Source organism: Paenibacillus wynnii (assembly GCF_000757885.1).
Lineage (GTDB): Bacteria > Bacillota > Bacilli > Paenibacillales > Paenibacillaceae > Paenibacillus_AQ > Paenibacillus_AQ wynnii.
The window spans coordinates 1,873,310-1,896,083 of record NZ_JQCR01000002.1; the positions used below are offsets into that span (position 1 = coordinate 1,873,310).

Sequence of the window (22,774 nt, forward strand, 5' to 3'; positions counted from 1 at the left end):
GAAACATCGTACCATGGACAGTTCTTTTTCGTCAATTGTTACCCTCTAACAGAATAGCATTTATTACTATTGTTAATAATATACCTGTTCTACACTAGGCACGTACAGTTTGTCATGGAGGTTTATGGAACGCTTACAAGTTACTCTTTACAAATTAAGGTGAGCAGGAGTAAGATACAAACTAAGTTGTCGACAAGTATACATTAATGCAAGTGAGAACATTAGAGGAGTGAGTGCTAAATGAAACTCGGTATGATTGGTCTCGGAAAAATGGGCTTTAATCTGGTATTAAATTTGCTAAGTCATGGGCATCAAATTGTGGTAAGTGATCTCAATTTGGAGAGAGGAGAACAGCTCGCTCAGCAGGGTGCATTTCCGGCCTCTAGTGTGGAAGACTTGGTGGCTAAGTTGGAACGGCCCCGAATGGTCTGGGTAATGGTTCCCGCTGGGCCCGTGGTAGAAGGTGTAATTGACACTCTTGCCGGGCTGTTGGATGAAGGCGATATTATTATAGAAGGCGGGAATTCTCATTATAAAGAATCTATCGCCCGCGCAGAACGGCTGGAACCTCTGGGAATCCATTTCTTCGATGCAGGTACTTCCGGGGGAACGGAAGGAGCAGAATTTGGCGCCTGCTTCATGATCGGCGGAAACCGTGAGATCTTTACCACGATTGAGCCTCTATTTAGAGATTTGGCGGTAGATCAGGGATATCTGTATGCAGGAACCAACGGCAGCGGGCATTTCCTGAAAATGATCCATAATGGTATTGAATACGGAATGATGCAATCCATAGCAGAGGGATTTGAGCTTTTAGAAAAAAGCAGCTTTGACTTCAACTATGAAGACGTAGCCCGTGTATGGTCTAACGGTTCCGTGATTCGAGGCTGGCTGATGGAGCTTGCCCAGAGTGCCTTTTCCAAGGATCCGAAGCTGTCCGGCATAAAGGGTGTCATGCAAAGCTCTGGGGAAGGTAAATGGACGGTACAGACTGCACTGGATTTGGAAGCCAGCACGCCGGTCATCGCCCTCTCTCTTCTGATGCGGTATCGATCTTTAGAGGAAAATACGTTCCACGGGAAGGTTGTAGCAGCACTTCGCAATGAATTTGGCGGTCACGCTGTAGTGCCGGATAACTGATTCACTCAGGCTAGTAAAATACTCCGGGAAGAGTGTCGACTCTCAAACCGTTGGAACCGTGAAGACATAGTATGCTAAAATCGATGGAGAACTACATCTTTTGCAGTATACATACCCATCACGCATAGAGGAGTCGAGTCAAAATGCAATACCCTTCCGCCTGGCTTCAAGGATCCTCTCTCGGAGAATCAATCGCCTGTGAGCTCAGGCTGCAAATTATAAATGAAAAGATTAAACCCGGAGAGATTCTATCGGAGAATCGAATTGCTGCAGATTTCGGCACTAGCCGCTCCCCCGTTCGGGAAGCGCTTAAATCATTATCCATAGAGGGATTAATCCGTCTGGAGAGGATGGGTGCTGTGGTTATCGGGTTGAATTTGAAGGATGTTGAGGAACTTTATGATGTACGGTATCTTATTGAAAGCTTTGCACAGCAGAGGCTGGCAGAAGGCAATCATGAAGCATTGATCTCACAGCTTGAGCAGAGTATCGACAAAATGAAGCTCGCCGTTAAGCATAATAATTTTGTGGATTTTGCGCATCAAGATTTTTCCTTTCATGAAGCCATCATTACGGAAGCTAATCATTCACGGATCCTGCATTTATGGAACAGTATTCGCCACATTGTGATGACGGTCATTCTAATTACAACCGAAAAAGGATTTGAAAACGGTGAGGATCGTATGAACTGGGTCGCTGACAAACATCAGACGGTTGTCGATGGACTTCGTTCCAGAGATGCCGAAACTATTCGCAGGGTTGTCCAGGAGTACTTTGCAGACTCTGGGGAAACACTCATTCGCAGTCTGCCTTAACAAGGGCAGGTGTATGCGTAAAGCGCCCTACTTTACCTATAATAACATCTCTTTTTTCAAATTTAGTTGTCGACAAGTATACGATTTACCATTACCGGGTAATCCCTCTTCGTATTGGTAATTATAGCAGTCAAAATTAGATGTAGGAGCGGGACCGCTGAGTTGTAAGGCTGACCCGTACAGCTACATTTGTGAAAGAAGGCTGACGGATGAATCCACCCTATATGATTGGCGTTGATATTGGAACTACAAGCACAAAAGCTGTTTTATTTGAGGAGAATGGAAGTATTGTTGCCGGGGCCGATGAAGGCTACCCGCTCCATAAACCTTCACCATCTATCGCCGAGCAGGACCCCGAGCAAATTCTGCAGGCGGTCATAAATACCATCTCAAAGGTCGTACAACAAAGCGGCTCCCGGGCTGAACAGATTAACTTCGTCTCTTTCAGCTCTGCAATGCATAGTGTTATCGCCGTGGATCAAGAGGGAAATCCCCTTACCCCTTGTATTACCTGGGCAGACAATCGAAGTGCAGAATGTGCCCGGCGCTTGAAGAATGAGCTTAACGGTCATGAGCTTTACCTTCGTACCGGTACACCCATTCATCCTATGTCTCCTATCACCAAGCTAATGTGGCTCCGGGAAGATCAGCCGGAACTTTTTCATAGAGCCTATAAATTTATCTCCATTAAAGAATACGTGTTTGCCAAGCTGTTCGGTGAATATGTAGTGGATCACTCCATTGCATCTTCTACGGGTATGCTCAACCTAGTGAATCTGGACTGGGATGTTGAAGCGTTGGAGATTACGGGCATTACAGAAGAACGTCTCTCCAGGCTCGTGCCCACTACCTACGTATTACAGGGATTATTGCCTGGAAAGGCAGAAGAGCTCGGATTGCTGCCTTCTACAAAATTTGTAATAGGCGCAAGCGATGGTGTCCTCTCCAATCTTGGAGTAGGAGCTATTAAACCGGGTGTTGTAGCAGCTACCATCGGCACAAGCGGTGCTATTCGTACCGTTGTAGACCATCCGGTGGTCGATCCGAAAGGCCGAATCTTCTGTTATGCACTAACGGAGAACCACTGGGTCATTGGCGGACCGGTTAACAACGGTGGAATGCTGTTTCGCTGGGTTCGTGATGAATTCGCTGCCTCCGAAGTGGAGACAGCCAAACGGCTTGGTATTGATCCCTACGATGTCTTGACGCGGATTGCGGAGCAGGTATCCCCAGGGAGTGAAGGACTACTCTTTCACCCCTACCTAACTGGGGAAAGAGCGCCCTTGTGGTACCCCGATGCACGCGGCTCCTTCTTCGGACTAACCATGAGTCACCGGAAGGAGCATATGATCCGCTCCGTACTTGAGGGTGTAATTTTTAATCTATACACAGTCCTCTTGGCCATGGAGGAGCAGATCGGACGGCCTAAGCAGATTCTGGCTACAGGCGGCTTTGCCCGTTCCGCGTTATGGCGGCAGATGATGGCGGATATTTTTGACCAAGAGGTAGTCGTTCCTGAGAGCTTTGAGAGCTCTTGCCTAGGGGCAGCTGTACTCGGAATGTATGCAACCGGAATGACAGATACCCTGGAAATCGTATTTGATATGATCGGGTCCACCCATAAACATGAACCCATCGAGGAACATGCCACCGTATACAAACAACTGCTGCCCATATATATATCCGTTTACCGCAGCTTAGAGAGCCAATATGAAGCCATTGCCAAATTCCAAAGAGACTTCGCCAAGTCATAAAAGAAGCATGAAGAAATGGCTAAGTATACTGAAAACTTGTACTTTCATATATTTACACAAAAAGCGTCAGCTCCCCCACTCAGGCGGAAAGCTGACGCTTTTTGTGTAAATGACCTAATGATTAAATATCAACCACGTATAAACTGTTCCCAACCTTATCCTTGGGCTTTGACTGACATATCCGTAACTATTCTCTTCACCCCGGACTCCGGTTTCGGAGGAACGGATCCGAACAGGATCCAAGAGAGCTTCACATAACGGAAGGCCAAGGCTACAACTAGCCATGAACCGAACAGCGCAACAAGCCAGCCCCCTGCAATCGCGGCCGTATAGGCGAGAGAGCCTCCGTGAAATGGGATTTCTCTATAGAAATAGAGCAGTGCCGGATGCAGCAGATAAATGCCGAAGGAGCAGGCGCCTATTGAGCTTAACCATACAGACAACCTACTCCGTCCGTAACCATATAGAAGAAATGAGAGTTGCATTAACACCAGACATGACAGAAGAGCGTGTACATTCGAAAATGCCTCGTACCACAAGCTGTTAATGACTGTACCCTTTGTATAGCTTCTATACCAGAGTTCAACATGCACTACCCCTGCTACAACCCATGCTGTCCACAGGCTGATCCAGGCCAATCCTTTTCCTGAGCGCCATCCTTCACGCGAGGGGATAAGCCATTTTTTCAATGAGGAATAGTAAATAGCAATGGCAGCCCCCAACAGGAAATAAGAAAAATACGTAATGGCAAGACTGCCCTTAGACAGCTCCCAATAGCCATTTCTAGTCATATATTTATTTAGAAGGACAAATCCCCATTGAAGCAGCAATCCGATTAAGGGCGCCCAAGCGGCAACCCGGCGGCTCTTTTGCATACACCATAAGAATAAGGGAAACAGCACATAGAACTGAAAAATAATAATGACGTAATACAAATGCGTATACGCAGTCCCTTTTAACAAATATTTGCCCAGCTTGTCGATCTGTTCTTCTGCAGGCAGATTCCATGTGTTCCCTGCATACATTTTCAATATAAAATACAGCAGTGAGAAAACAACATAAGGCACGATAATATAAAGCAACCGTTTACCATAGAACTTACCCAGCATTTTCCCATTCAATGGCCGATCTATATAATTGTAGAATAAGACAAACCCACTCAGGAAAACAAAAGAAGGTACAGCAAACTGGTTGAACTTATTAATGAAAAGAAAGGGATGAAATAAAGACGTATCCAGCATCTCACTTAATGTACGCGAGGTGGCATGGATAGCAAGCACTGCTAGAATAGCGACCGCCCGAAAAATATCCAACTGCGGAATCCGTTCTTTTTGACTCAAAGTTCCTTCCTCCTGCTCCACTCCGCATCTGAAGATGAAAGTTTAGTAAATTTAGCTCTTATCCACCAAGTGTTCTCTTAGACCCCTCATCCGTTGCGGGTCCGACACTTCGCTTTTCCTCACCCAGTAATTCAGGTGCCGGCTTACCTCTAGGAGAGGGAGCCAGTGAATGGGGTACACTCCCGAAGATTATCCACGCCGGACGGATCCGACGGAACGCAAACTGCACCATCAGCCAGCTCCCGCCAAGCGCAACCACTAATCCCCCATACACAAAGAGCACATAGGTCAACGAATCTGGGGAGATGTTATAGCGGAAACGCCGGTATATTGCTAACAATAACGGATGAATGAGATAAATAGCAAAGGATAACTCTCCCAGACGTGTTAGAAAAGCAACGAGAGCACGTGGAGCCTTACGGTGAATAAGAAAGGTTAGATACAGTAACACCAGCGCTGACAGCATTGTGTGTACATTCCATAACAGCTCGTACCATAACGAATTGGTCCATACCCCATTATGGCGCCCCTCATACCATAACTGCATATGTATAAAAGCGGCGATTAGCCAACTAGAAAAAAGCAGGCATGTGAGACTCTTTTGCAACTTAGGCAGTTGTCCCCAAGGAGTGAAGAGCCACTTTTTTATCTCTTCGAAATGAATGGCAATATAAGCCCCCATCATGTAATACGCAAAGTACGAAATAGCCAAGCTGCCCTTTTCCACAATATGAAGCTGGTACTTGTTCCATATTATGAATCCCCACTGAAGCCCGAGTCCAATAGGAATCACCCAACGGGTGAGCGGACGCGAACTTTGCAGAAGCTTAAGCACCAGCGGGAACAGTACATAGAACTGGATGCTTATAAACACAAAATACAAGTGGGCATACGCGTTCCCTGTGAACAAAGCTTTTAGAAATCGAAGCAGGTTCTCCCCCGCACTCCATGACAATTGACCGTTTACATATAAAGTTAGCCCATAATAGCCTATAGAAGCTAGTAAATAGGGTAATAGAATAAACATCAGGCGGCGGCGATAAAAATTAGCTATGAGGCTTCGCGTAACAGGCCGACCGTAATAATTATAAAACAAAACAAAGCTGCTGAGAAAAATAAAAGAGGGTGTACCAAACTTGAAGAAGATATTAATAGCATTAATCCAGTAATAATAAGGCGATTGCAGTGCTTGCTCCCCGGCGGCAAAGGAGGAAGAGTGCACATGAAGCACTCCCAAAATGGCTAATGCTCGATAAATATCCAACTGGGGCAGTCTTTCTTGTTTCACAGAATTCAATTAAATTCCCCTTCTCTACTAAGGTGTCCGTTCATAGAGACGTTAATCGGAAGTTGATCTGTTATCAGGAAGCCTGCCCGTGATGAATAACACTCTGATAGTCTGATGTAAGCTGCTACGAGAACCCGCGATTCTATTATGATATGTAAGACGTCAAAAAACCTGCAGGAGTTGCGCTCCAACACGCAAAATAACCTGCAGGGAAGTAAACGTTTCACAAGTCTTCCACATCTTCGTTGGATGATCCTGCTCTTAGTTCACGCAAGGGATTTCCACCGACAAAAGCTCCAGCGGCAACATCCTTATGGACCACCGAACCCGCAGCTACAATCGCACCGTCTCCAATGGTTACCCCGGGGAGTATGGTACAGTTGGCGCCAATCAATACATTTTCACCAATAAGAACCTCGCCCAAGCGATATTCCTTGATCAGGTACTCATGTGCCAGGATAGTTGTGTTATAGCCGATAATTGAATTGTCTCCAACCGTTATTTTCTCCGGAAAAAATACATCAACCATCGCCATCAATCCAAATGCCGTATGCCGCCCAACCTTCATCCCCAGGATCCGGCGGTATATCCAATTCTTCACCGATAATATCGGGCAGTAGCGGGCAATTTGGATGAAAATAAAATTCTTAACACCCTTCCAAGGACTGACCGTGCGGTAGATATACCACAAGGAATTATGGCCTTCTACAGGATAGCGGGTTACTTTTCTCACTATTCATTCGTCCCCTGCTCTACGATAGCTAATATCTCCGCCATATCATGGATGATATAGTCGGGCTCATATTTACGGAGGATCTCCTCACCTTTGAGCGACCAGGCCACACCCGCAGCAACAACACCGGCACTCTTTGCCGATTGGATATCAACAGCGCTATCACCAACCATTAGTGTTTTTCGAAGATCCACTCCCAGGTTATGGACCGCAGTGAGTACAGGCTCGGGATGAGGTTTGGGCTCTGTTACATCGTTAACCGTTACAATGGTATCCATGTACTGCATCAAATCGAACATCTCCAACGCTTTAATCGTTGTCGGGCGAATCTTGGTCGTTACGATGCCCATCTTAATTCCACGCCGGCGCAGCTCTTCCATGGTTTCATTGACCTGCGGAAACGGTCGGACCAGAGCATCGTGATGTTCATAGTTAAACTCACGGTAGGACAGTTCGAGCTTACTTACATCCTCAAGACCTGAAAAAGCTCTCATCTGCTGCTGAAGGGTCGTTCCCATATGGGGGATGATCTGCTCCCGGCTAAGAAGAGGAAGGGAATTCTGCTTCAACGCATGCATGAACGAATTTATAATCAGTTCGTTCGTGTCAACAATGGTTCCGTCCAGATCAAAGAGAACGCATTCTATCATAATAATTTACTACTCCTTTTTGTCTTCCCCATCCGGTTGCTTAGTCTCAGTAGGGCTGTTAGGTAGAACTTTTCGTTGTGTATTTTCCGCACCTTCAGGCATCAATGTATCTGAAGCAGGAGTTTTGGAGCTAATAATCGGGTCTGAGTAGTGCGCCTTGGCCTGTCCAGTAACCCGACGGATAATAATTAGAGCAATAGCTACTAGAATAATGAGCAACGATAACAGTTGGGAAATACGAACATTACCGTAAGCCGGATCCAGATAGCCTTGCTCGAAGCCCAACCATTTCATTGGAGTCCAAAGACCGTTTATAAGAGCTTCCACGCCGCTGTTTCCATTAAACGCCAGGCTGTCTGTACGTAAAGGTTCAATGAAGAAACGCCCGATGGAATACCAGATGAAGTAGGACAGGAACAACTCTCCCGCACGTAAAAATCTCTGGCGCCGCAGTACCAACAGCAGTATGATTCCGATTAGACTCCATAGAGATTCATACAAAAAGGTCGGATGACGAAAGGCTTCCCTTAAGCCATCATTTATGTACATTTGGTTTACGATGAAGTCAGGCAAATGAAGCTTGTCACGCAGGAAAGACTCCTCGACAACTCCGCCGTATGCCTCTTGATTGATAAAATTTCCCCAGCGGCCGATCATTTGCCCTGCCAGCAGTCCAGGTGCACAAATATCAATTATTCGCCAGAAAGGGTATCCTTTGTATCGGAAATAGATAATTCCACAAATGATCGCACCGATTAATGCCCCGTAGATGGCTATGCCACCGTTCCAGATTTTAAATACATCCAGAGGGTTGTCCTTATATTCATTCCATTTAAAAGCTACGTAGTAAATCCGTGCCCCAACAATCGCTGAGGGAAAGCCAAGAAGCAGCATATCCATGAAAAATTCCTGTGGAATACCGTAACGTCTGCCTTCACGGATTACAAGAAATAATCCCACCAATGCGCCAAAACCTAAAATCAAACCGTACCAGTGAACGGGTATTGATCCAACTGAGAAAACAATCGGATCTAAAGCCAGTGGAAACATTCTCTCACTCTCCTAATCCATATCGTCCATATCTTCAGAAATGGTGGCAGTTAGCTTATTGGTAAATTGCAAAGCTGCATTAAAGCCCATTTGCTTCAAGCGATAGTTCATCGCTGCTACTTCAATAATAACGGCAAGGTTACGTCCTGGACGTACAGGAATAGTAACCAACGGAATATCCGTATCAATAATACGTGTAGTCTCTTCATCCAGACCCAGACGGTCATATTGTTTATCTTGCTGCCAGGCTTCCAGTCGAACCACAAGCGTAATACGTTTATGATTACGAATGGCCCCTGCACCAAACAAGGTCATCACATTAATAATACCCACCCCGCGAATTTCCAGCAGGTGGCGAATCAATTCAGGTGCCGTACCATGCAGCTGGTTGTCAGAGGTTTGGCGGATTTCTACCGCATCGTCCGCAATTAGGCGGTGGCCGCGTTTAACAAGCTCCAATGCAGTCTCACTCTTACCAATCCCACTACTTCCTGTAATCAACATACCTACACCATATACGTCACAGAGTACGCCGTGAATAGTGGCTGTTGGCGCTAATTTACCTTCCAGAAAGCTAGTCAGACGGCTGGAAAAAATTGTAGTAGCCATTGCGCTCCGAAGTACAGGCAGGCCCTTCTCATTACTTATATCTATTAACTCCTGCGGGACTTCCAAAGAACGGGTAATGACAATACAGGGTGTATTATCATTGCAGATCCCCCGAATTCGGCTAATTTTTTCTTCCTCTGGCAGCATAGAGAAGAACGCTAGCTCCGTCTTACCGAGCAACTGGACACGTTCTTCTGGATAATATTCAAAATAACCAGCCATCTCCAACCCGGGACGATTCAAGTCGTCAACTGTAATAAGTCTCTTGAGACCCTCCTGTCCGGAAATGACTTCTAATTGAAAATGTTGTACCAATTCAGATACTTTTACTTTCTTAGCCATGTATATTCGTCCTTTCGTCACCTGCGGTTGATGTCCGCTTCTCCTGCACCCTGATCGTGAAGTATCACCAGTCTGTCGGAGGTAATTCTTCTGCTATCTTAATTGATAACGACTATGAATGCAATCATAACGCCCTTTGCTCCGGAGTTCCCGGTTCATTATTCATCCTTCACATTCATCAAAAAAAGCCACCCTTTCGGGTGGCTTTCTGAAAGGAGAAAAGACGTAGGGTCTTATCCCAATAGAATGTTAAGTTCGGAAGTTTTGTCGAAGAAATGTACCTTGTTCATGTCGACTGCCAGCTTAGGCTTGCTACCTTCGCGAGTAGTAGAACGACCGTCTACACGGGCAATAACAGTGCTGTTGCCAAGACCACTCAAGTAGAGCAACATTTCATGACCGAGGTTTTCAGTTACATCAACCAACGATGTGAAGATTGTGTTTGGTGAAGCTTCCAAGAATACTGGTTCTTCATGAATATCTTCTGGGCGAACTCCCATAATAACTTCTTTACCGATGAAACCTTTGCTGCGAATGATTTGAGCTTTTCCGCCCGGCACTTCAACATCAAGGTTCTCTGCGCGGAAACGAACGCTTCCGTTAGCTTCGGACAATGTACCATTGATAAAGTTCATTGTTGGAGAACCGATAAAGCCGGCTACGAACAAGTTTGTCGGTTCATTGTAAAGCACTTCAGGAGTAGCTGCTTGTTGAATGATACCATCATACATAACTACGATACGGTCACCCATTGTCATAGCTTCTGTTTGGTCATGCGTTACATAGATACAAGTAGTTTCAAGGCGCTTAACCAGTTTAGTGATTTCAGCACGCATTTGACCACGAAGTTTAGCATCCAAGTTGGACAAAGGCTCATCCATCAAGAATACTTGTGGATCGCGGACAATCGCACGTCCCAAAGCTACACGTTGGCGTTGACCACCGGAAAGAGCTTTTGGTTTACGCTCAAGCAAATGCTCGATATCGAGAATTTTTGCAGCATCGCGAACCTTTTTATCGATTTCATCTTTTTTAACTTTGCGCAATTTCAAACCAAACGCCATGTTTTGGTATACGCTCATATGCGGATAAAGGGCATAGGATTGGAATACCATCGCGATATCGCGGTCTTTCGGTGCTACGTCATTAACAACGCGGTCGCCGATGAACATTTTACCTTCGGAAATTTCCTCCAAGCCAGCGATCATCCGTAGTGTTGTTGATTTACCGCAACCGGATGGTCCTACCAATACTAGAAATTCCTTATCTTTAATATCAAGATTGATATCTGCTACTGTTGCTTTATCAGAACCTGGGTATTTTTTTGTAATGTGCTCTAAACGTACGCCTGCCATTTAATTTTCCCCCTCGGATCAATTATATTAAAGTTTGTAAAGATTGTATGATTTCGTTTCCGTATACCTATCTTACCTCACACACTGTGGGCTGGCTATTTGTAACCTTCACAAAAAAATTATTTCCTTTTCGTCACTTTATACAAAAGCATGGTCAACTTCACAATTGCAGCATCTCCAAAGCTTCGTACATCCGCACCTGTCTCCTGTTTGATCTTGTCCAGACGGTAAAGCAACGTGTTTCGATGAATATATAATTTCTTAGCGGTTTCGCTTACATTGCATTCCATTTCAAAAAAAGTCTCTAAAGTCTGAAGCATTTCTTTATCCGATAAAACGGACGTGTAATCTCCAATCTGTCCAAGTAACTGTCTACGCCGTGCATCGGGAATACTATTAACCAATCTCTCCAAATGAAGTTCCCATGGCAAATGAATGTATTCCCCCACTTGAAAAATACGGCCCAATATTATAGTCTCACGTAAAAGTGCTACTGCTCCGGTCAAGCCTTTAACAGGTACAATTGCAGGTGCTACTGCCAGATGGAATACACCTACCCACTCATTGGCAATCAGTTCGTGCAGACCCATGCTGGTCTGTGACAGCAGATCATCTTCACTTTCTTCTTCCTCTTCCTTATCATCTCCGTCTGTTAGCAGTTCCTTGCGCGCTAGAATGAGCCACTCCTTTTCCTGCAACGGGATAAGAATAACCGTACTATCAAAATAACTGCGTAGAAGCTTCATCAATGAACGATAGGAGATCGGCGCATTATGTACATTTTCACTTATCAGTAAAAAGGGAATCATGTCCCCAAAAAGTCGGCTTTTCAATGCAATATCATCTGGAAGCTCGGTGTCTTCCCTTTCCTGCTCAAGCTGTAGATTAAGCCATTTGCTCAGCTGAAGGGCCTCCATCTCGCCTTCTTCCTTAACCCCTGTAGCCTTGAGCGCAGTAGCGAAGCTTCTCACGGCAAAATGGACCAGTTGCACCTCCATAGCAGATAAGCCTTCCATCTCCACGGATACAGCGGTAATACGCCCATCGTTCTCATATAATGGCGTCCAAATATTATCATCGAGGATAACCGGCTGATCACTCTCTTGTGAGCCTAGCCCGAATAGAGATTTTGAATCCTGTCTTCCAAATTGCTTAATCCCGGCTTTCTTCCCAGTAAGTTGCTCTAACTTTTGACGTAATATCTCGCTCTCTATAGTCACAATAGTCCACCACTTTTGTTTTTTTGCTTATTTTATCATATTTTTCATCTTCATGCGGACTTGCCTAATTTCTGAGGGGTAAAAGTACTTAATACAACAAAAAAGCCATTACCCTAAGGTAATGACTTTTTCCTAAACGTATGAGCCATGAAGGATTCGAACCTTCGACACCCTGATTAAAAGTCAGGTGCTCTACCAGCTGAGCTAATGGCTCATAGAAAATGGTGGGGGATGATGGATTCGAACCACCGAACACTTACGTGAGCAGATTTACAGTCTGATGCGTTTGGCCGCTTCGCTAATCCCCCAAGAAAAGTGGCTCGAGACGGATTCGAACCGCCGACACGAGGATTTTCAGTCCTCTGCTCTACCGACTGAGCTATCGAGCCATATAAAGTTGCATAAAAATAAAGCGGTAAGTCATACACTTCCCACTTCGTTTGGTGGAAAAAAATGGCGGAACCGACGGGATTCGAACCCGCGATCTCCTGCGTGACAGGCAGGCATGTTAGGCCAACTACACCACGGTTCCTCACTTAATAATAATGGTGCCGGCGAGAGGACTTGAACCCCCAACCTACTGATTACAAGTCAGTTGCTCTACCAGTTGAGCTACACCGGCACGGTGTAAAAAGGACCTAAAGTTTGAAAATGGTGGAGGCTGAGGGGTTCGAACCCCCGACCCTCTGCTTGTAAGGCAGATGCTCTCCCAGCTGAGCTAAGCCTCCGGGTATGTATGGTAGCGGCAGAGGGGATCGAACCCCCGACCTCACGGGTATGAACCGTACGCTCTAGCCAGCTGAGCTACGCCGCCACAATAACAAGGTAATGAATGATTTGAAATGGCGGAGAGAGAGGGATTCGAACCCTCGCACCGCTAACGCAGTCTAACCCCTTAGCAGAGGGTCCCCTTATAGCCACTTGGGTATCTCTCCAAATCAAATTAATCATTCAGGCTTAATCGCCTGAAAACTGAATCCGAAACAAATCTGCGTTTAGATATTTGGATAAGCCCTCGACCGATTAGTATTGGTCAGCTCCATGCATTGCTGCACTTCCACCTCCAACCTATCTACCTCGTCGTCTTCAAGGGGTCTTACTAATTGGGAAATCTCATCTTGAGGGGGGCTTCACGCTTAGATGCTTTCAGCGCTTATCCCGTCCGTACGTAGCTACTCAGCCATGCTCCTGGCGGAACAACTGATGCACCAGCGGTACGTCCATCCCGGTCCTCTCGTACTAAGGACAGCTCCTCTCAAATTTCCTGCGCCCACGACAGATAGGGACCGAACTGTCTCACGACGTTCTGAACCCAGCTCGCGTACCGCTTTAATGGGCGAACAGCCCAACCCTTGGGACCTACTTCAGCCCCAGGATGCGATGAGCCGACATCGAGGTGCCAAACCTCCCCGTCGATGTGGACTCTTGGGGGAGATAAGCCTGTTATCCCCAGGGTAGCTTTTATCCGTTGAGCGATGGCCCTTCCATGCGGTACCACCGGATCACTAAGTCCGACTTTCGTCCCTGCTCGACTTGTAGGTCTCGCAGTCAAGCTCCCTTATGCCTTTGCACTCTTCGAATGATTTCCAACCATTCTGAGGGAACCTTGGAACGCCTCCGTTACTCTTTAGGAGGCGACCGCCCCAGTCAAACTGCCCGCCTGACACGGTCCCCGTACCCGATTAGGGCACTAGGTTAGAACCTAGATACGATCAGGGTGGTATCCCAACGTCGCCTCTGCAGAAGCTTGCGCTCCTGCTTCTCTGGCTCCCACCTATCCTGTACAGATCGTACCCAAATTCAATATCAAGCTGCAGTAAAGCTCCATGGGGTCTTTCCGTCTTGTCGCGGGTAACCTGCATCTTCACAGGTATTAAAATTTCACCGGATCTCTCGTTGAGACAGCGCCCAAGTCGTTACGCCATTCGTGCGGGTCAGAATTTACCTGACAAGGAATTTCGCTACCTTAGGACCGTTATAGTTACGGCCGCCGTTTACTGGGGCTTCGGTTCACAGCTTCGGATTGCTCCTAACCGCTCCCCTTAACCTTCCAGCACCGGGCAGGCGTCAGCCCGTATACTTCGCCTTGCGGCTTCGCACAGACCTGTGTTTTTGCTAAACAGTCGCTTGGGCCTTTTCACTGCGGCCCCCTCGTGCTATTCACACTACCGGGGCACCCCTTCTCCCGAAGTTACGGGGTCATTTTGCCGAGTTCCTTAACGAGAGTTCTTCCGCGCGCCTTAGAATTCTCTTCTCGCCTACCTGTGTCGGTTTGCGGTACGGGCACCTTCTCCTGGCTAGAGGCTTTTCTTGGCAGTGTGAGATCATGACCTTCGCTACTACAATTTTCGCTCCCCATCACAGCCTGGCCTAATAATGTGCGGATTTGCCTACACATTAGCCTCACTGCTTAGACGGACACTTCCATCAGTCCGCGTCACTACCCTCCTGCGTCACCCCATCGCTCATAGCGGATTACGGTGGTACAGTAATTTCAAACTGTTGTCCTTCGACTACGCCTTTCGGCCTCGCCTTAGGTCCCGACTTACCCTGAGCGGACGAGCCTTCCTCAGGAAACCTTGGGCTTTCGGCGGATCAGATTCTCACTGATCTTTTCGTTACTCATACCGGCATTCTCACTTGTATACGCTCCAGCACTCCTCACGGTATACCTTCAACGTATATACAACGCTCCCCTACCCCAGATACAATGTATCTAGCCATAGCTTCGGTGGTGTGTTTAGCCCCGTTACATTTTCGGCGCAGAGTCACTCGACCAGTGAGCTATTACGCACTCTTTCAATGGTGGCTGCTTCTAAGCCAACATCCTGGTTGTCTGTGCAACTCCACATCCTTTCCCACTTAACACACACTTGGGGACCTTAGCTGATGGTCTGGGCTGTTTCCCTTTCGACAATGGATCTTAGCACTCACTGTCTGACTCCCGGCAATAAGTATATGGCATTCGGAGTTTGACTGATCTTGGTAACCCTTGCGGGCCCCGCAACCAATCAGTGCTCTACCTCCACTACTCTAATACCGAGGCTAGCCCTAAAGCTATTTCGGGGAGAACCAGCTATCTCCGAGTTCGATTGGAATTTCTCCGCTACCCCCACCTCATCCCCGCATTTTTCAACATGCGTGGGTTCGGGCCTCCAGTGCGTGTTACCGCACCTTCACCCTGGACAGGGGTAGATCACACGGTTTCGGGTCTACGTCCACATACTCAAATCGCCCTATTCAGACTCGCTTTCGCTGCGGCTCCGTCTTCTCGACTTAACCTTGCATGTTAAACGTAACTCGCCGGTTCATTCTACAAAAGGCACGCCATCACCCATAGATAGGGCTCTGACTTTTTGTAAGCACACGGTTTCAGGTTCTATTTCACTCCCCTTCCGGGGTGCTTTTCACCTTTCCCTCACGGTACTGTTTCACTATCGGTCGCCAGGTAGTATTTAGCCTTAGCAGATGGTCCTGCTGGATTCATACGGGGTTTCACGTGCCCCGCACTACTCGGGATCCGTCTCGGAGAGAACACAGTTTAGATTACAGGGCTTTTACCTCTATCGCGGGCCTTTCCAGACCTCTTCATCTACTGTATTCCTTTGTAACTCCATGTGAGACGTCCCACAACCCCAAGGGGCAAGCCCCTTGGTTTAGGCTGTTCCGCGTTCGCTCGCCGCTACTGACGGAATCACTATTGTTTTCTCTTCCTCAGGGTACTTAGATGTTTCAGTTCCCCTGGTCTGCCTCTACATACCCTATGTATTCAGGTATGAGTAACTGCGAATTACCACAGCTGGGTTTCCCCATTCGGACACCCCCGGATCAAAGCTTGCTTACAGCTCCCCGAGGCAGTTTCGTTGTTCGCCACGTCCTTCGTCGGCTCCTGGCGCCTAGGCATCCTCCGTGTGCTCTTATTAGCTTAACCAACGCTTCGATGTTTCGTTTGTTTACACAATCGAAAATCTCCGCTAAGCCATAATTTCACTTCACTTGTTTGCACAAGTTACAGTAATAAGATGTTCTAAAACGCAAATTCGTTTCGGTATCCAGTTTTCAAGGATCAAGTTTTATCTCATCCGGCTTTAACCCCGGAAGAAGATCATATCATTTTCCGTAACTACTTGGCTACAAGTAAGTTTTGGAAATTAATAAATGAAGTTTTGGTGGAGCCAAGCGGGATCGAACCGCTGACCTCCTGCTTGCAAGGCAGGCGCTCTCCCAGCTGAGCTATGGCCCCATAATGGGATATAAAGGTTTGAATGGTGGGCCTTAGTGGACTCGAACCACCGACCTCACCCTTATCAGGGGTGCGCTCTAACCAGCTGAGCTAAAGGCCCTTATTCAATCATTGCATCTTATGAGAGAACTCATAAGGTTGCGCTTGGCGGCGTCCTACTCTCCCAGGACCCTTCGGTCCAAGTACCATCGGCGCTGGAGGTCTTAACGGTCGTGTTCGGGATGGGTACGTGTGGAACCCCTCCGCTATCGCCACCAAACGCATACGAAAGAGACTTGCTCTTTCAAAACTGAACACGAGTGAGTGTTTTGAACCCGAAGGTTCTATAGAAGCTTACGCTTCTGTTCGAATGTTTCCGTTACAGGAAACGATTCTCCATAGAAAGGAGGTGATCCAGCCGCACCTTCCGATACGGCTACCTTGTTACGACTTCACCCCAATCATCTACCCCACCTTCGGCGGCTGGCTCCCTTGCGGGTTACCCCACCGACTTCGGGTGTTGTAAACTCTCGTGGTGTGACGGGCGGTGTGTACAAGACCCGGGAACGTATTCACCGCGGCATGCTGATCCGCGATTACTAGCAATTCCGACTTCATGCAGGCGAGTTGCAGCCTGCAATCCGAACTGAGACCGGCTTTGTTGGGATTCGCTCCACCTTGCGATTTCGCAGCCCGTTGTACCGGCCATTGTAGTACGTGTGTAGCCCAGGTCATAAGGGGCATGATGATTTGACGTCATCCCCACCTTCCTCCGGTTTGTCACCGGCAGTCTGCTTAGAGTGCCCACCATAATGTGCTGGCAACTAAGCATAAGGGTTGCGCTCGTTGCGGGACTTAACCCAACATCTCACGACACGAGCTGACGACAACCATGCACCACCTGTCTCCGATGCTCCGAAGAGGGGCACTATCTCTAATGCTTACATCGGGATGTCAAGACCTGGTAAGGTTCTTCGCGTTGCTTCGAATTAAACCACATACTCCACTGCTTGTGCGGGTCCCCGTCAATTCCTTTGAGTTTCAGTCTTGCGACCGTACTCCCCAGGCGGAGTGCTTACTGTGTTAACTTCGGCACCAAGGGTATCGAAACCCCTAACACCTAGCACTCATCGTTTACGGCGTGGACTACCAGGGTATCTAATCCTGTTTGCTCCCCACGCTTTCGCGCCTCAGCGTCAGTTACAGCCCAGAAAGTCGCCTTCGCCACTGGTGTTCCTCCACATATCTACGCATTTCACCGCTACACGTGGAATTCCACTTTCCTCTTCTGTACTCAAGCCACCCAGTTTCCAGTGCGACCTTAGGTTGAGCCCAAGGTTTAAACACCAGACTTAAATAGCCGCCTGCGCGCGCTTTACGCCCAATAATTCCGGACAACGCTTGCCCCCTACGTATTACCGCGGCTGCTGGCACGTAGTTAGCCGGGGCTTTCTTCTCAGGTACCGTCACTCCGGTAGCAGTTACTCTACCGGACGTTCTTCCCTGGCAACAGAGCTTTACGATCCGAAAACCTTCATCACTCACGCGGCATTGCTCCGTCAGGCTTTCGCCCATTGCGGAAGATTCCCTACTGCTGCCTCCCGTAGGAGTCTGGGCCGTGTCTCAGTCCCAGTGTGGCCGTTCACCCTCTCAGGTCGGCTACGCATCGTCGCCTTGGTGAGCCGTTACCTCACCAACTAGCTAATGCGCCGCAGGCCCATCCCCCAGTGACAGATTGCTCCGTCTTTCATTCTCTCCTCAGGTGAGGAAAGAAATTATCCGGTATTAGCTACCGTTTCCGGTAGTTATCCCAGTCTAAGGGGCAGGTTGCCTACGTGTTACTCACCCGTCCGCCGCTAAATGATTTTGAAAGCAAGCTTTCAAAATCACTCCGCTCGACTTGCATGTATTAGGCATGCCGCCAGCGTTCGTCCTGAGCCAGGATCAAACTCTCCAAATTGTATTTAGAAAGAGCGATTGCTCATTTTGAAACATCTGACGAGAATTAAAAAATTCTCTGATCATGGTCTTCAAGAAGTCCATGATTTTGGATTTTACTCTCGTAAAATCCCACTCACTCGTTGTTCAGTTTTCAAAGATCAATGTCTCGTTTGTCGCTCATTTTGTCTCAGCAGCGACCTTTATAATATATCACAGCACCCTCGTTCTAGTCAAGCGTTTTTTTAATTTAACTTTTCGCTTTACCATCTTGGCAAGTTATTCGAGAACAACTTGTCCAAAGGGCCGAAAACTAATATATCATATACTTCGAACTCTCGTCAACCCTTAAAACAATGATATTTTAAGTCCCAATAACATAATAACACCGGGCAAGCCAAGAATAGTCACTGTGCCGATGGTTACGGGGTTCAAAGGTACATATACCCCACTGATTAACCCCGAGAAGTTCACCACATAAAGAGCTAAAGCCGCCAGAACCAAGTGGGTGCCAAAGAGGCTGATCCAGCCCCACCCCAACTTTTTTTTCATTACTATAAATATTAGTAAGGCCGCCGATATAATCAATACAGCCATCGCCGCTAACTTCACGTGTGTCCCCCCCTTTAATAACTACCGTTCCTCCGACTGCATTTGACTGCGGTTCAAACCTAACAACTTGGCATGCTTTAAGTGGATCTGATATTTTCGTTCAGCCGCTTCAAGAATATAGATTGCGTAATCAATCTGATCCTCTCCTGCAGCCTCATCAAACATTAGACGGGCTCTTTCCCACTCCCATTGAGCTTTTTGTACTTCTAAGTATGCCCCCCAGTTATCGTCAATCATATGCTTCTGGGCTTCTCTACTACTTCTACGCTTATAACTCCACCAGCCCATTTCGATACCCCCTTCAGATTGAACTCAACGATACTTGCATCGCTAATCTCATTCATATCGGGAAAGGGACAAACTTAGAACCAAAAAAAAAGAAGCCCAAACCGGGCTTCTTTACACACTTAATGGTGAAAGCTTTTTAAGAAACATATCTTTCAGTGAAATTCAAAGTAGCAAGACAATCTCACACTACCCGATAATACCTATTAAAAAAGCTCACGGCGACCTTCCAATGCCTTGGACAATGTAACCTCATCCGCATATTCAAGATCGCCCCCAACGGGCAATCCATGAGCTATTCTGGTAATTCTAATCTCAAAAGGTCTGACAAGCCGGGAAATATACATAGCTGTAGCCTCCCCTTCAATGTTAGGGTTAGTCGCCATGATAAGTTCCTTCACCCTTTCATCACTTAGACGGGCCAGCAGCTCCTTTAGACGGATATCATCAGGTCCAATACCCTCCATTGGGGATATAGCTCCTTGTAGAACGTGATAGTACCCGTTAAATTCCTTAGTTCTCTCTATGGCAACAAGATCTTTGGAATCCTGAACCACGCAAATAACGGAAGGATCACGAGTCTTGTCCTGACACACACGGCAAGGATCCGTGTCAGTTATGTTACAGCAGACCGAGCAATAGTGTAGATTACGCTTAACACTTACGAGTGCCTTGGCAAAATCAATAACCTCGTCCTCTTTCATGTTCAGCACATGAAACGCTAGCCGGGCAGCCGTCTTTGGACCAATCCCCGGCAAACGTGTGAATGCATCGATCAGCTTAGCTAGCGGTTCGGGATAATACACTGTGGTGGTTCTCCTTTGGGTATAGCTTTATTAAGTACGGATTAGAATAATCCAGGGATTTTCATGCCGCCAGTGAATTTGCCCATGTCATTATTAGCAAGCTCTTCCGCCTGGGTAAGCGCATCGTTTACAGCGATAATTACTAGATCTTGCAGCATTTCTACATCTTCCGGATCAACAGCCTCAGGCTTAATTTGAATGGAGAGCAGTTTTTTATGACCATTTACTTGAACTGTTACAACTCCGCCGCCAGAAGTTCCTTCGATTACCTTGCCACCAAGCTCTTCTTGGGCTTTAAGCATTTGCTCTTGCATTTTTTTAACTTGCTTCATCATCTGGTTCATATTATTCATACATCATCTCTCCTCTGGAATACGCATTCGCGTGATAATATATTTTTACTCTTTTATGATAACAAGGTCTTCCCCAAACAGCTGGATCGCCTCATCAATCCAAGGTTCTGATGTTCCGCCTGCCACTTCATGCTCATTTTCCAGCCGCAGTTCTTCCTTACTTGCTTGACTCACAGACTTAAGTGCAGCCTCGTTCCAATCCCGAAGCATTATTGTTACAAGTCGGTATGGTTTGCCTAAACGAGCCGCCAGCACTCCTTCAATAACCTGTCTGTTGACAGGCTTCTCTGTAGTGTCACGGTGAATCGTATTTTTGAAAGCAACGAGGACTGCATCCTCTATAACAGAAACGGGTTCGCCATCCACAAACCATGCATGAACGGTTACCTTCTCCTCTTTCACAGCCTGAAGCACAAAGCTCCACTGCTTATAAACCGCAGCAAAGTCAGGGCTATCCTTGCTTGCAATGAAAAGATCCATATGAGGCGGCATCTTACCAGGAGCAGATATACGAGGAGCCAGGCTTTGTGCAGCCCCTGATCTCGAAGAAGAAGCCCCCGCTTCACGCCCTCCGCCAGAAATGCTGCCGGACTGCATAGCTTGTTCGAGCTTTTTCTCCAACGCAGCGATCTGTCTCTTCAGAATAACCAATTCGCCCTGATCAACAGCCGGTAGTCCGGCTGTTACAGCGACCGAGGCAGATGAATCCATCGTAACTGGGCGATCACCCTGCCGCATACTGCAAAGCTTCATAAGAGCCACCTCAAACAAGGTCTGCGGGTGAGTCGCATATTTCATCTCACCAAGATAACGGTTCAGCGTATCGACGATCTCGAAAAGCCGCTCCCGGGAGAAAGCTGCCGCCATATCCTTGAACTCTGCAGGATTTAAGACTCGGTCTGTTAGTTGATCTGCCCCCGGAACCATTTTGATCATAAGTAGATCGCGGAAATAATGGAGCAAATTCTCCAGACATTTATCGGCACTTTTACCTTCATGCATAAGCTGCTCCACCAACTCCAGGAGAAGCCCCATGTTACCTTCCAGTATGGCCGAAGCCAACCGGGCAAATTGCTCTGCAGGTATCCCTCCTGTCATACCGAGTACCTGCTGATAAGTTACATGTCCATCCGTAAAAGAGGATATCTGATCCAATATACTGAGTGCATCACGCATACCGCCATCTGACAGACGGGCAATATACTGTAATGCGTCAGGGTCCGCTTCAATCCCCTCTTTTTCGCAAATCTCACTAAGCAGACCTGTCTGCTCCTCAAGTGATACTCTACGAAAGTCAAAGCGCTGACAACGCGAAATAATCGTTGCCGGCAATTTATGGGGTTCGGTTGTCGCCAGAATAAACATTACATGCGGTGGCGGTTCTTCAAGAGTCTTAAGAAGAGCATTGAATGCTTCTGTAGTCAGCATATGCACTTCATCAATAATATACACTTTACGGCGTACCTCGGTTGGGGCATATTTCACCTTGTCCCGCAAGTCGCGAATTTCTTCTACACCCCGGTTAGATGCAGCATCTATTTCCTGAACGTCCATTACATTGCCCGCAGTAATCCGCAGACAAGAAGGGCATTCATTACAAGGCTCCGAACCTTGCTGGCGCTCACAGTTAACCGCCTTAGCCAATACCTTCGCAGCACTTGTCTTACCGGTTCCCCGCGGACCGCTGAACAGATAGGCATGCGAAACCCGCTGTTCACGAATAGCATTCTGCAGCGTTTGGATAATGTGCCGTTGTCCTACCATGTCTTTAAACGACTGTGGCCGCCAGGCACGATACAACGCGATATGTTCCACTATGCTTTACCCTCTTTCAACTGCCGCATTCCCGGCGTTTGTCGCTTACTTATTATACTATAATCCTTAGGCTTTGACCAAAAACAAAAAGCATCTTCGCTTATCGCAAAGATGCATTAATTATAAGTATAAACCGTGCACCTGTTATTGATAGCTGCGATCCAAGCGGCAACCCTACGCGACTGCTCGGACTAGGCAACCCTCCGGCACAAGAGTAACTTACTTATGGCTGCTTCCTTCCGGACCTGACCAGGTTCATAAGCACTCATTGCGGAGGACCCAGTCGTCAACACAGCACGTAGGGACCAAGGCCTCACATCGACAGCACCTCTAACAGGAATTCAACCTCGCTACAGCGGATTGCGAGTTACAGGGCACCGCTACCTCCCCGTCTAGCACGGCGAACTCAAGTATAGCTCACACCTAAATAAAAATCAACCATATTGA

At 47.2% G+C, this 22,774-nt stretch carries 16 protein-coding genes, 10 tRNA genes, 3 rRNA genes and 1 other RNA gene; 3 read left to right on the top strand and 27 right to left on the bottom strand.

The annotated features are described in order from the left end of the window. Positions 1-240 precede the first annotated feature (240 nt). From gnd to gntK, 3 genes are all read left to right on the top strand, one after another. Positions 241-1,140: a phosphogluconate dehydrogenase (NAD(+)-dependent, decarboxylating) gene (gnd, locus tag PWYN_RS10880; protein WP_036651367.1), complete on the top strand. Its 900-nt coding sequence runs from the start codon at positions 241-243 to the stop codon at positions 1,138-1,140. A gap of 143 nt (positions 1,141-1,283) precedes the next feature. Further along, positions 1,284-1,955 (top strand): GntR family transcriptional regulator, encoded by a 672-nt coding sequence (locus PWYN_RS10885; protein WP_036651368.1) that lies wholly within the window; start codon positions 1,284-1,286, stop codon positions 1,953-1,955. Positions 1,956-2,164: 209 nt separating this feature from the next. Continuing rightward, the gene (gntK, locus tag PWYN_RS10890) at positions 2,165-3,709 is read left to right on the top strand and encodes a gluconokinase (RefSeq protein ID WP_036651371.1); all 1,545 of its coding nucleotides are present in this window, start codon (positions 2,165-2,167) and stop codon (positions 3,707-3,709) included. 155 nt (positions 3,710-3,864) lie between these two features. Here gntK and PWYN_RS10895 read toward each other — a convergent pair whose 3' ends face one another. From PWYN_RS10895 to ffs, 27 genes are all read right to left on the bottom strand, one after another. Next, on the bottom strand, positions 3,865-5,049 hold the full coding sequence (locus PWYN_RS10895) for an acyltransferase (protein ID WP_036651373.1): 1,185 nt from the start codon (positions 5,047-5,049) through the stop codon (positions 3,865-3,867). A gap of 58 nt (positions 5,050-5,107) precedes the next feature. Beyond that, entirely contained in the window at positions 5,108-6,337 is a 1,230-nt protein-coding gene (locus PWYN_RS10900; protein WP_240479765.1) for an acyltransferase, read from the bottom strand. 223 nt (positions 6,338-6,560) lie between these two features. Further along, a complete protein-coding gene (locus PWYN_RS10905; protein ID WP_036651378.1) occupies positions 6,561-7,073 on the bottom strand; it encodes an acyltransferase in 513 nt (170 codons plus the stop codon). Beyond that, on the bottom strand, positions 7,070-7,720 hold the full coding sequence (ppaX, locus tag PWYN_RS10910) for a pyrophosphatase PpaX (protein ID WP_036651382.1): 651 nt from the start codon (positions 7,718-7,720) through the stop codon (positions 7,070-7,072). Before ppaX ends, PWYN_RS10905 begins: the two co-directional genes overlap by 4 nt. Before the next feature lie 9 nt (positions 7,721-7,729). Beyond that, entirely contained in the window at positions 7,730-8,770 is a 1,041-nt protein-coding gene (gene lgt, locus PWYN_RS10915; protein WP_036651385.1) for a prolipoprotein diacylglyceryl transferase, read from the bottom strand. 12 nt (positions 8,771-8,782) lie between these two features. Beyond that, the gene (gene hprK / locus PWYN_RS10920) at positions 8,783-9,721 is read right to left on the bottom strand and encodes an HPr(Ser) kinase/phosphatase (RefSeq protein ID WP_036651389.1); all 939 of its coding nucleotides are present in this window, start codon (positions 9,719-9,721) and stop codon (positions 8,783-8,785) included. Between the two features lie 233 nt (positions 9,722-9,954). Further along, positions 9,955-11,076: an ABC transporter ATP-binding protein gene (locus tag PWYN_RS10925; RefSeq protein WP_036651392.1), complete on the bottom strand. Its 1,122-nt coding sequence runs from the start codon at positions 11,074-11,076 to the stop codon at positions 9,955-9,957. A 119-nt stretch (positions 11,077-11,195) separates the two neighbouring features. Next, entirely contained in the window at positions 11,196-12,296 is a 1,101-nt protein-coding gene (locus tag PWYN_RS10930; protein ID WP_240479715.1) for a PucR family transcriptional regulator, read from the bottom strand. Between the two features lie 141 nt (positions 12,297-12,437). Then, positions 12,438-12,510 (bottom strand) — tRNA-Lys (locus PWYN_RS10935). An 8-nt stretch (positions 12,511-12,518) separates the two neighbouring features. Continuing rightward, positions 12,519-12,604, bottom strand: a tRNA-Tyr gene (locus PWYN_RS10940). Between the two features lie 8 nt (positions 12,605-12,612). After that, positions 12,613-12,685: transfer RNA gene (locus PWYN_RS10945), tRNA-Phe, on the bottom strand. Between the two features lie 65 nt (positions 12,686-12,750). Continuing rightward, positions 12,751-12,828, bottom strand: a tRNA-Asp gene (locus tag PWYN_RS10950). A 14-nt stretch (positions 12,829-12,842) separates the two neighbouring features. Beyond that, a tRNA-Thr gene (locus PWYN_RS10955) sits at positions 12,843-12,918 on the bottom strand. 30 nt (positions 12,919-12,948) lie between these two features. Continuing rightward, a tRNA-Val gene (locus PWYN_RS10960) sits at positions 12,949-13,024 on the bottom strand. A gap of 9 nt (positions 13,025-13,033) precedes the next feature. Beyond that, positions 13,034-13,110: transfer RNA gene (locus PWYN_RS10965), tRNA-Met, on the bottom strand. A 29-nt stretch (positions 13,111-13,139) separates the two neighbouring features. After that, positions 13,140-13,231 (bottom strand) — tRNA-Ser (locus PWYN_RS10970). A gap of 68 nt (positions 13,232-13,299) precedes the next feature. Beyond that, positions 13,300-16,227: ribosomal RNA gene (locus PWYN_RS10975) — 23S ribosomal RNA — on the bottom strand. A 236-nt stretch (positions 16,228-16,463) separates the two neighbouring features. Further along, positions 16,464-16,539: transfer RNA gene (locus PWYN_RS10980), tRNA-Ala, on the bottom strand. 23 nt (positions 16,540-16,562) lie between these two features. Beyond that, a tRNA-Ile gene (locus PWYN_RS10985) sits at positions 16,563-16,639 on the bottom strand. Positions 16,640-16,681: 42 nt separating this feature from the next. Further along, positions 16,682-16,798: ribosomal RNA gene (rrf, locus tag PWYN_RS10990) — 5S ribosomal RNA — on the bottom strand. Positions 16,799-16,920: 122 nt separating this feature from the next. Then, a 16S ribosomal RNA gene (locus tag PWYN_RS10995) occupies positions 16,921-18,478 on the bottom strand. The 16S, 23S and 5S rRNA genes sit together here with 10 tRNA genes alongside, the layout of an rRNA operon. A 326-nt stretch (positions 18,479-18,804) precedes the next feature. Next, positions 18,805-19,068, bottom strand: coding sequence for a pro-sigmaK processing inhibitor BofA family protein (locus PWYN_RS11000; protein ID WP_036651394.1), 264 nt, complete (start codon positions 19,066-19,068; stop codon positions 18,805-18,807). A 21-nt stretch (positions 19,069-19,089) separates the two neighbouring features. Further along, a complete protein-coding gene (locus PWYN_RS11005; RefSeq protein WP_036651396.1) occupies positions 19,090-19,356 on the bottom strand; it encodes a hypothetical protein in 267 nt (88 codons plus the stop codon). Between the two features lie 203 nt (positions 19,357-19,559). After that, positions 19,560-20,159 (bottom strand): recombination mediator RecR, encoded by a 600-nt coding sequence (gene recR, locus PWYN_RS11010; RefSeq protein WP_036651398.1) that lies wholly within the window; start codon positions 20,157-20,159, stop codon positions 19,560-19,562. Between the two features lie 41 nt (positions 20,160-20,200). Then, positions 20,201-20,512 carry a YbaB/EbfC family nucleoid-associated protein gene (locus PWYN_RS11015; RefSeq protein WP_036651400.1) on the bottom strand — a complete coding sequence of 104 codons (312 nt, stop codon included), beginning with the start codon at positions 20,510-20,512 and terminating at the stop codon, positions 20,201-20,203. 45 nt (positions 20,513-20,557) lie between these two features. Continuing rightward, positions 20,558-22,327 carry a DNA polymerase III subunit gamma/tau gene (dnaX, locus tag PWYN_RS11020; protein ID WP_036651402.1) on the bottom strand — a complete coding sequence of 590 codons (1,770 nt, stop codon included), beginning with the start codon at positions 22,325-22,327 and terminating at the stop codon, positions 20,558-20,560. 133 nt (positions 22,328-22,460) lie between these two features. Next, positions 22,461-22,728, bottom strand: an RNA gene (gene ffs / locus PWYN_RS28675) — signal recognition particle sRNA large type. Positions 22,729-22,774 lie beyond the last annotated feature (46 nt).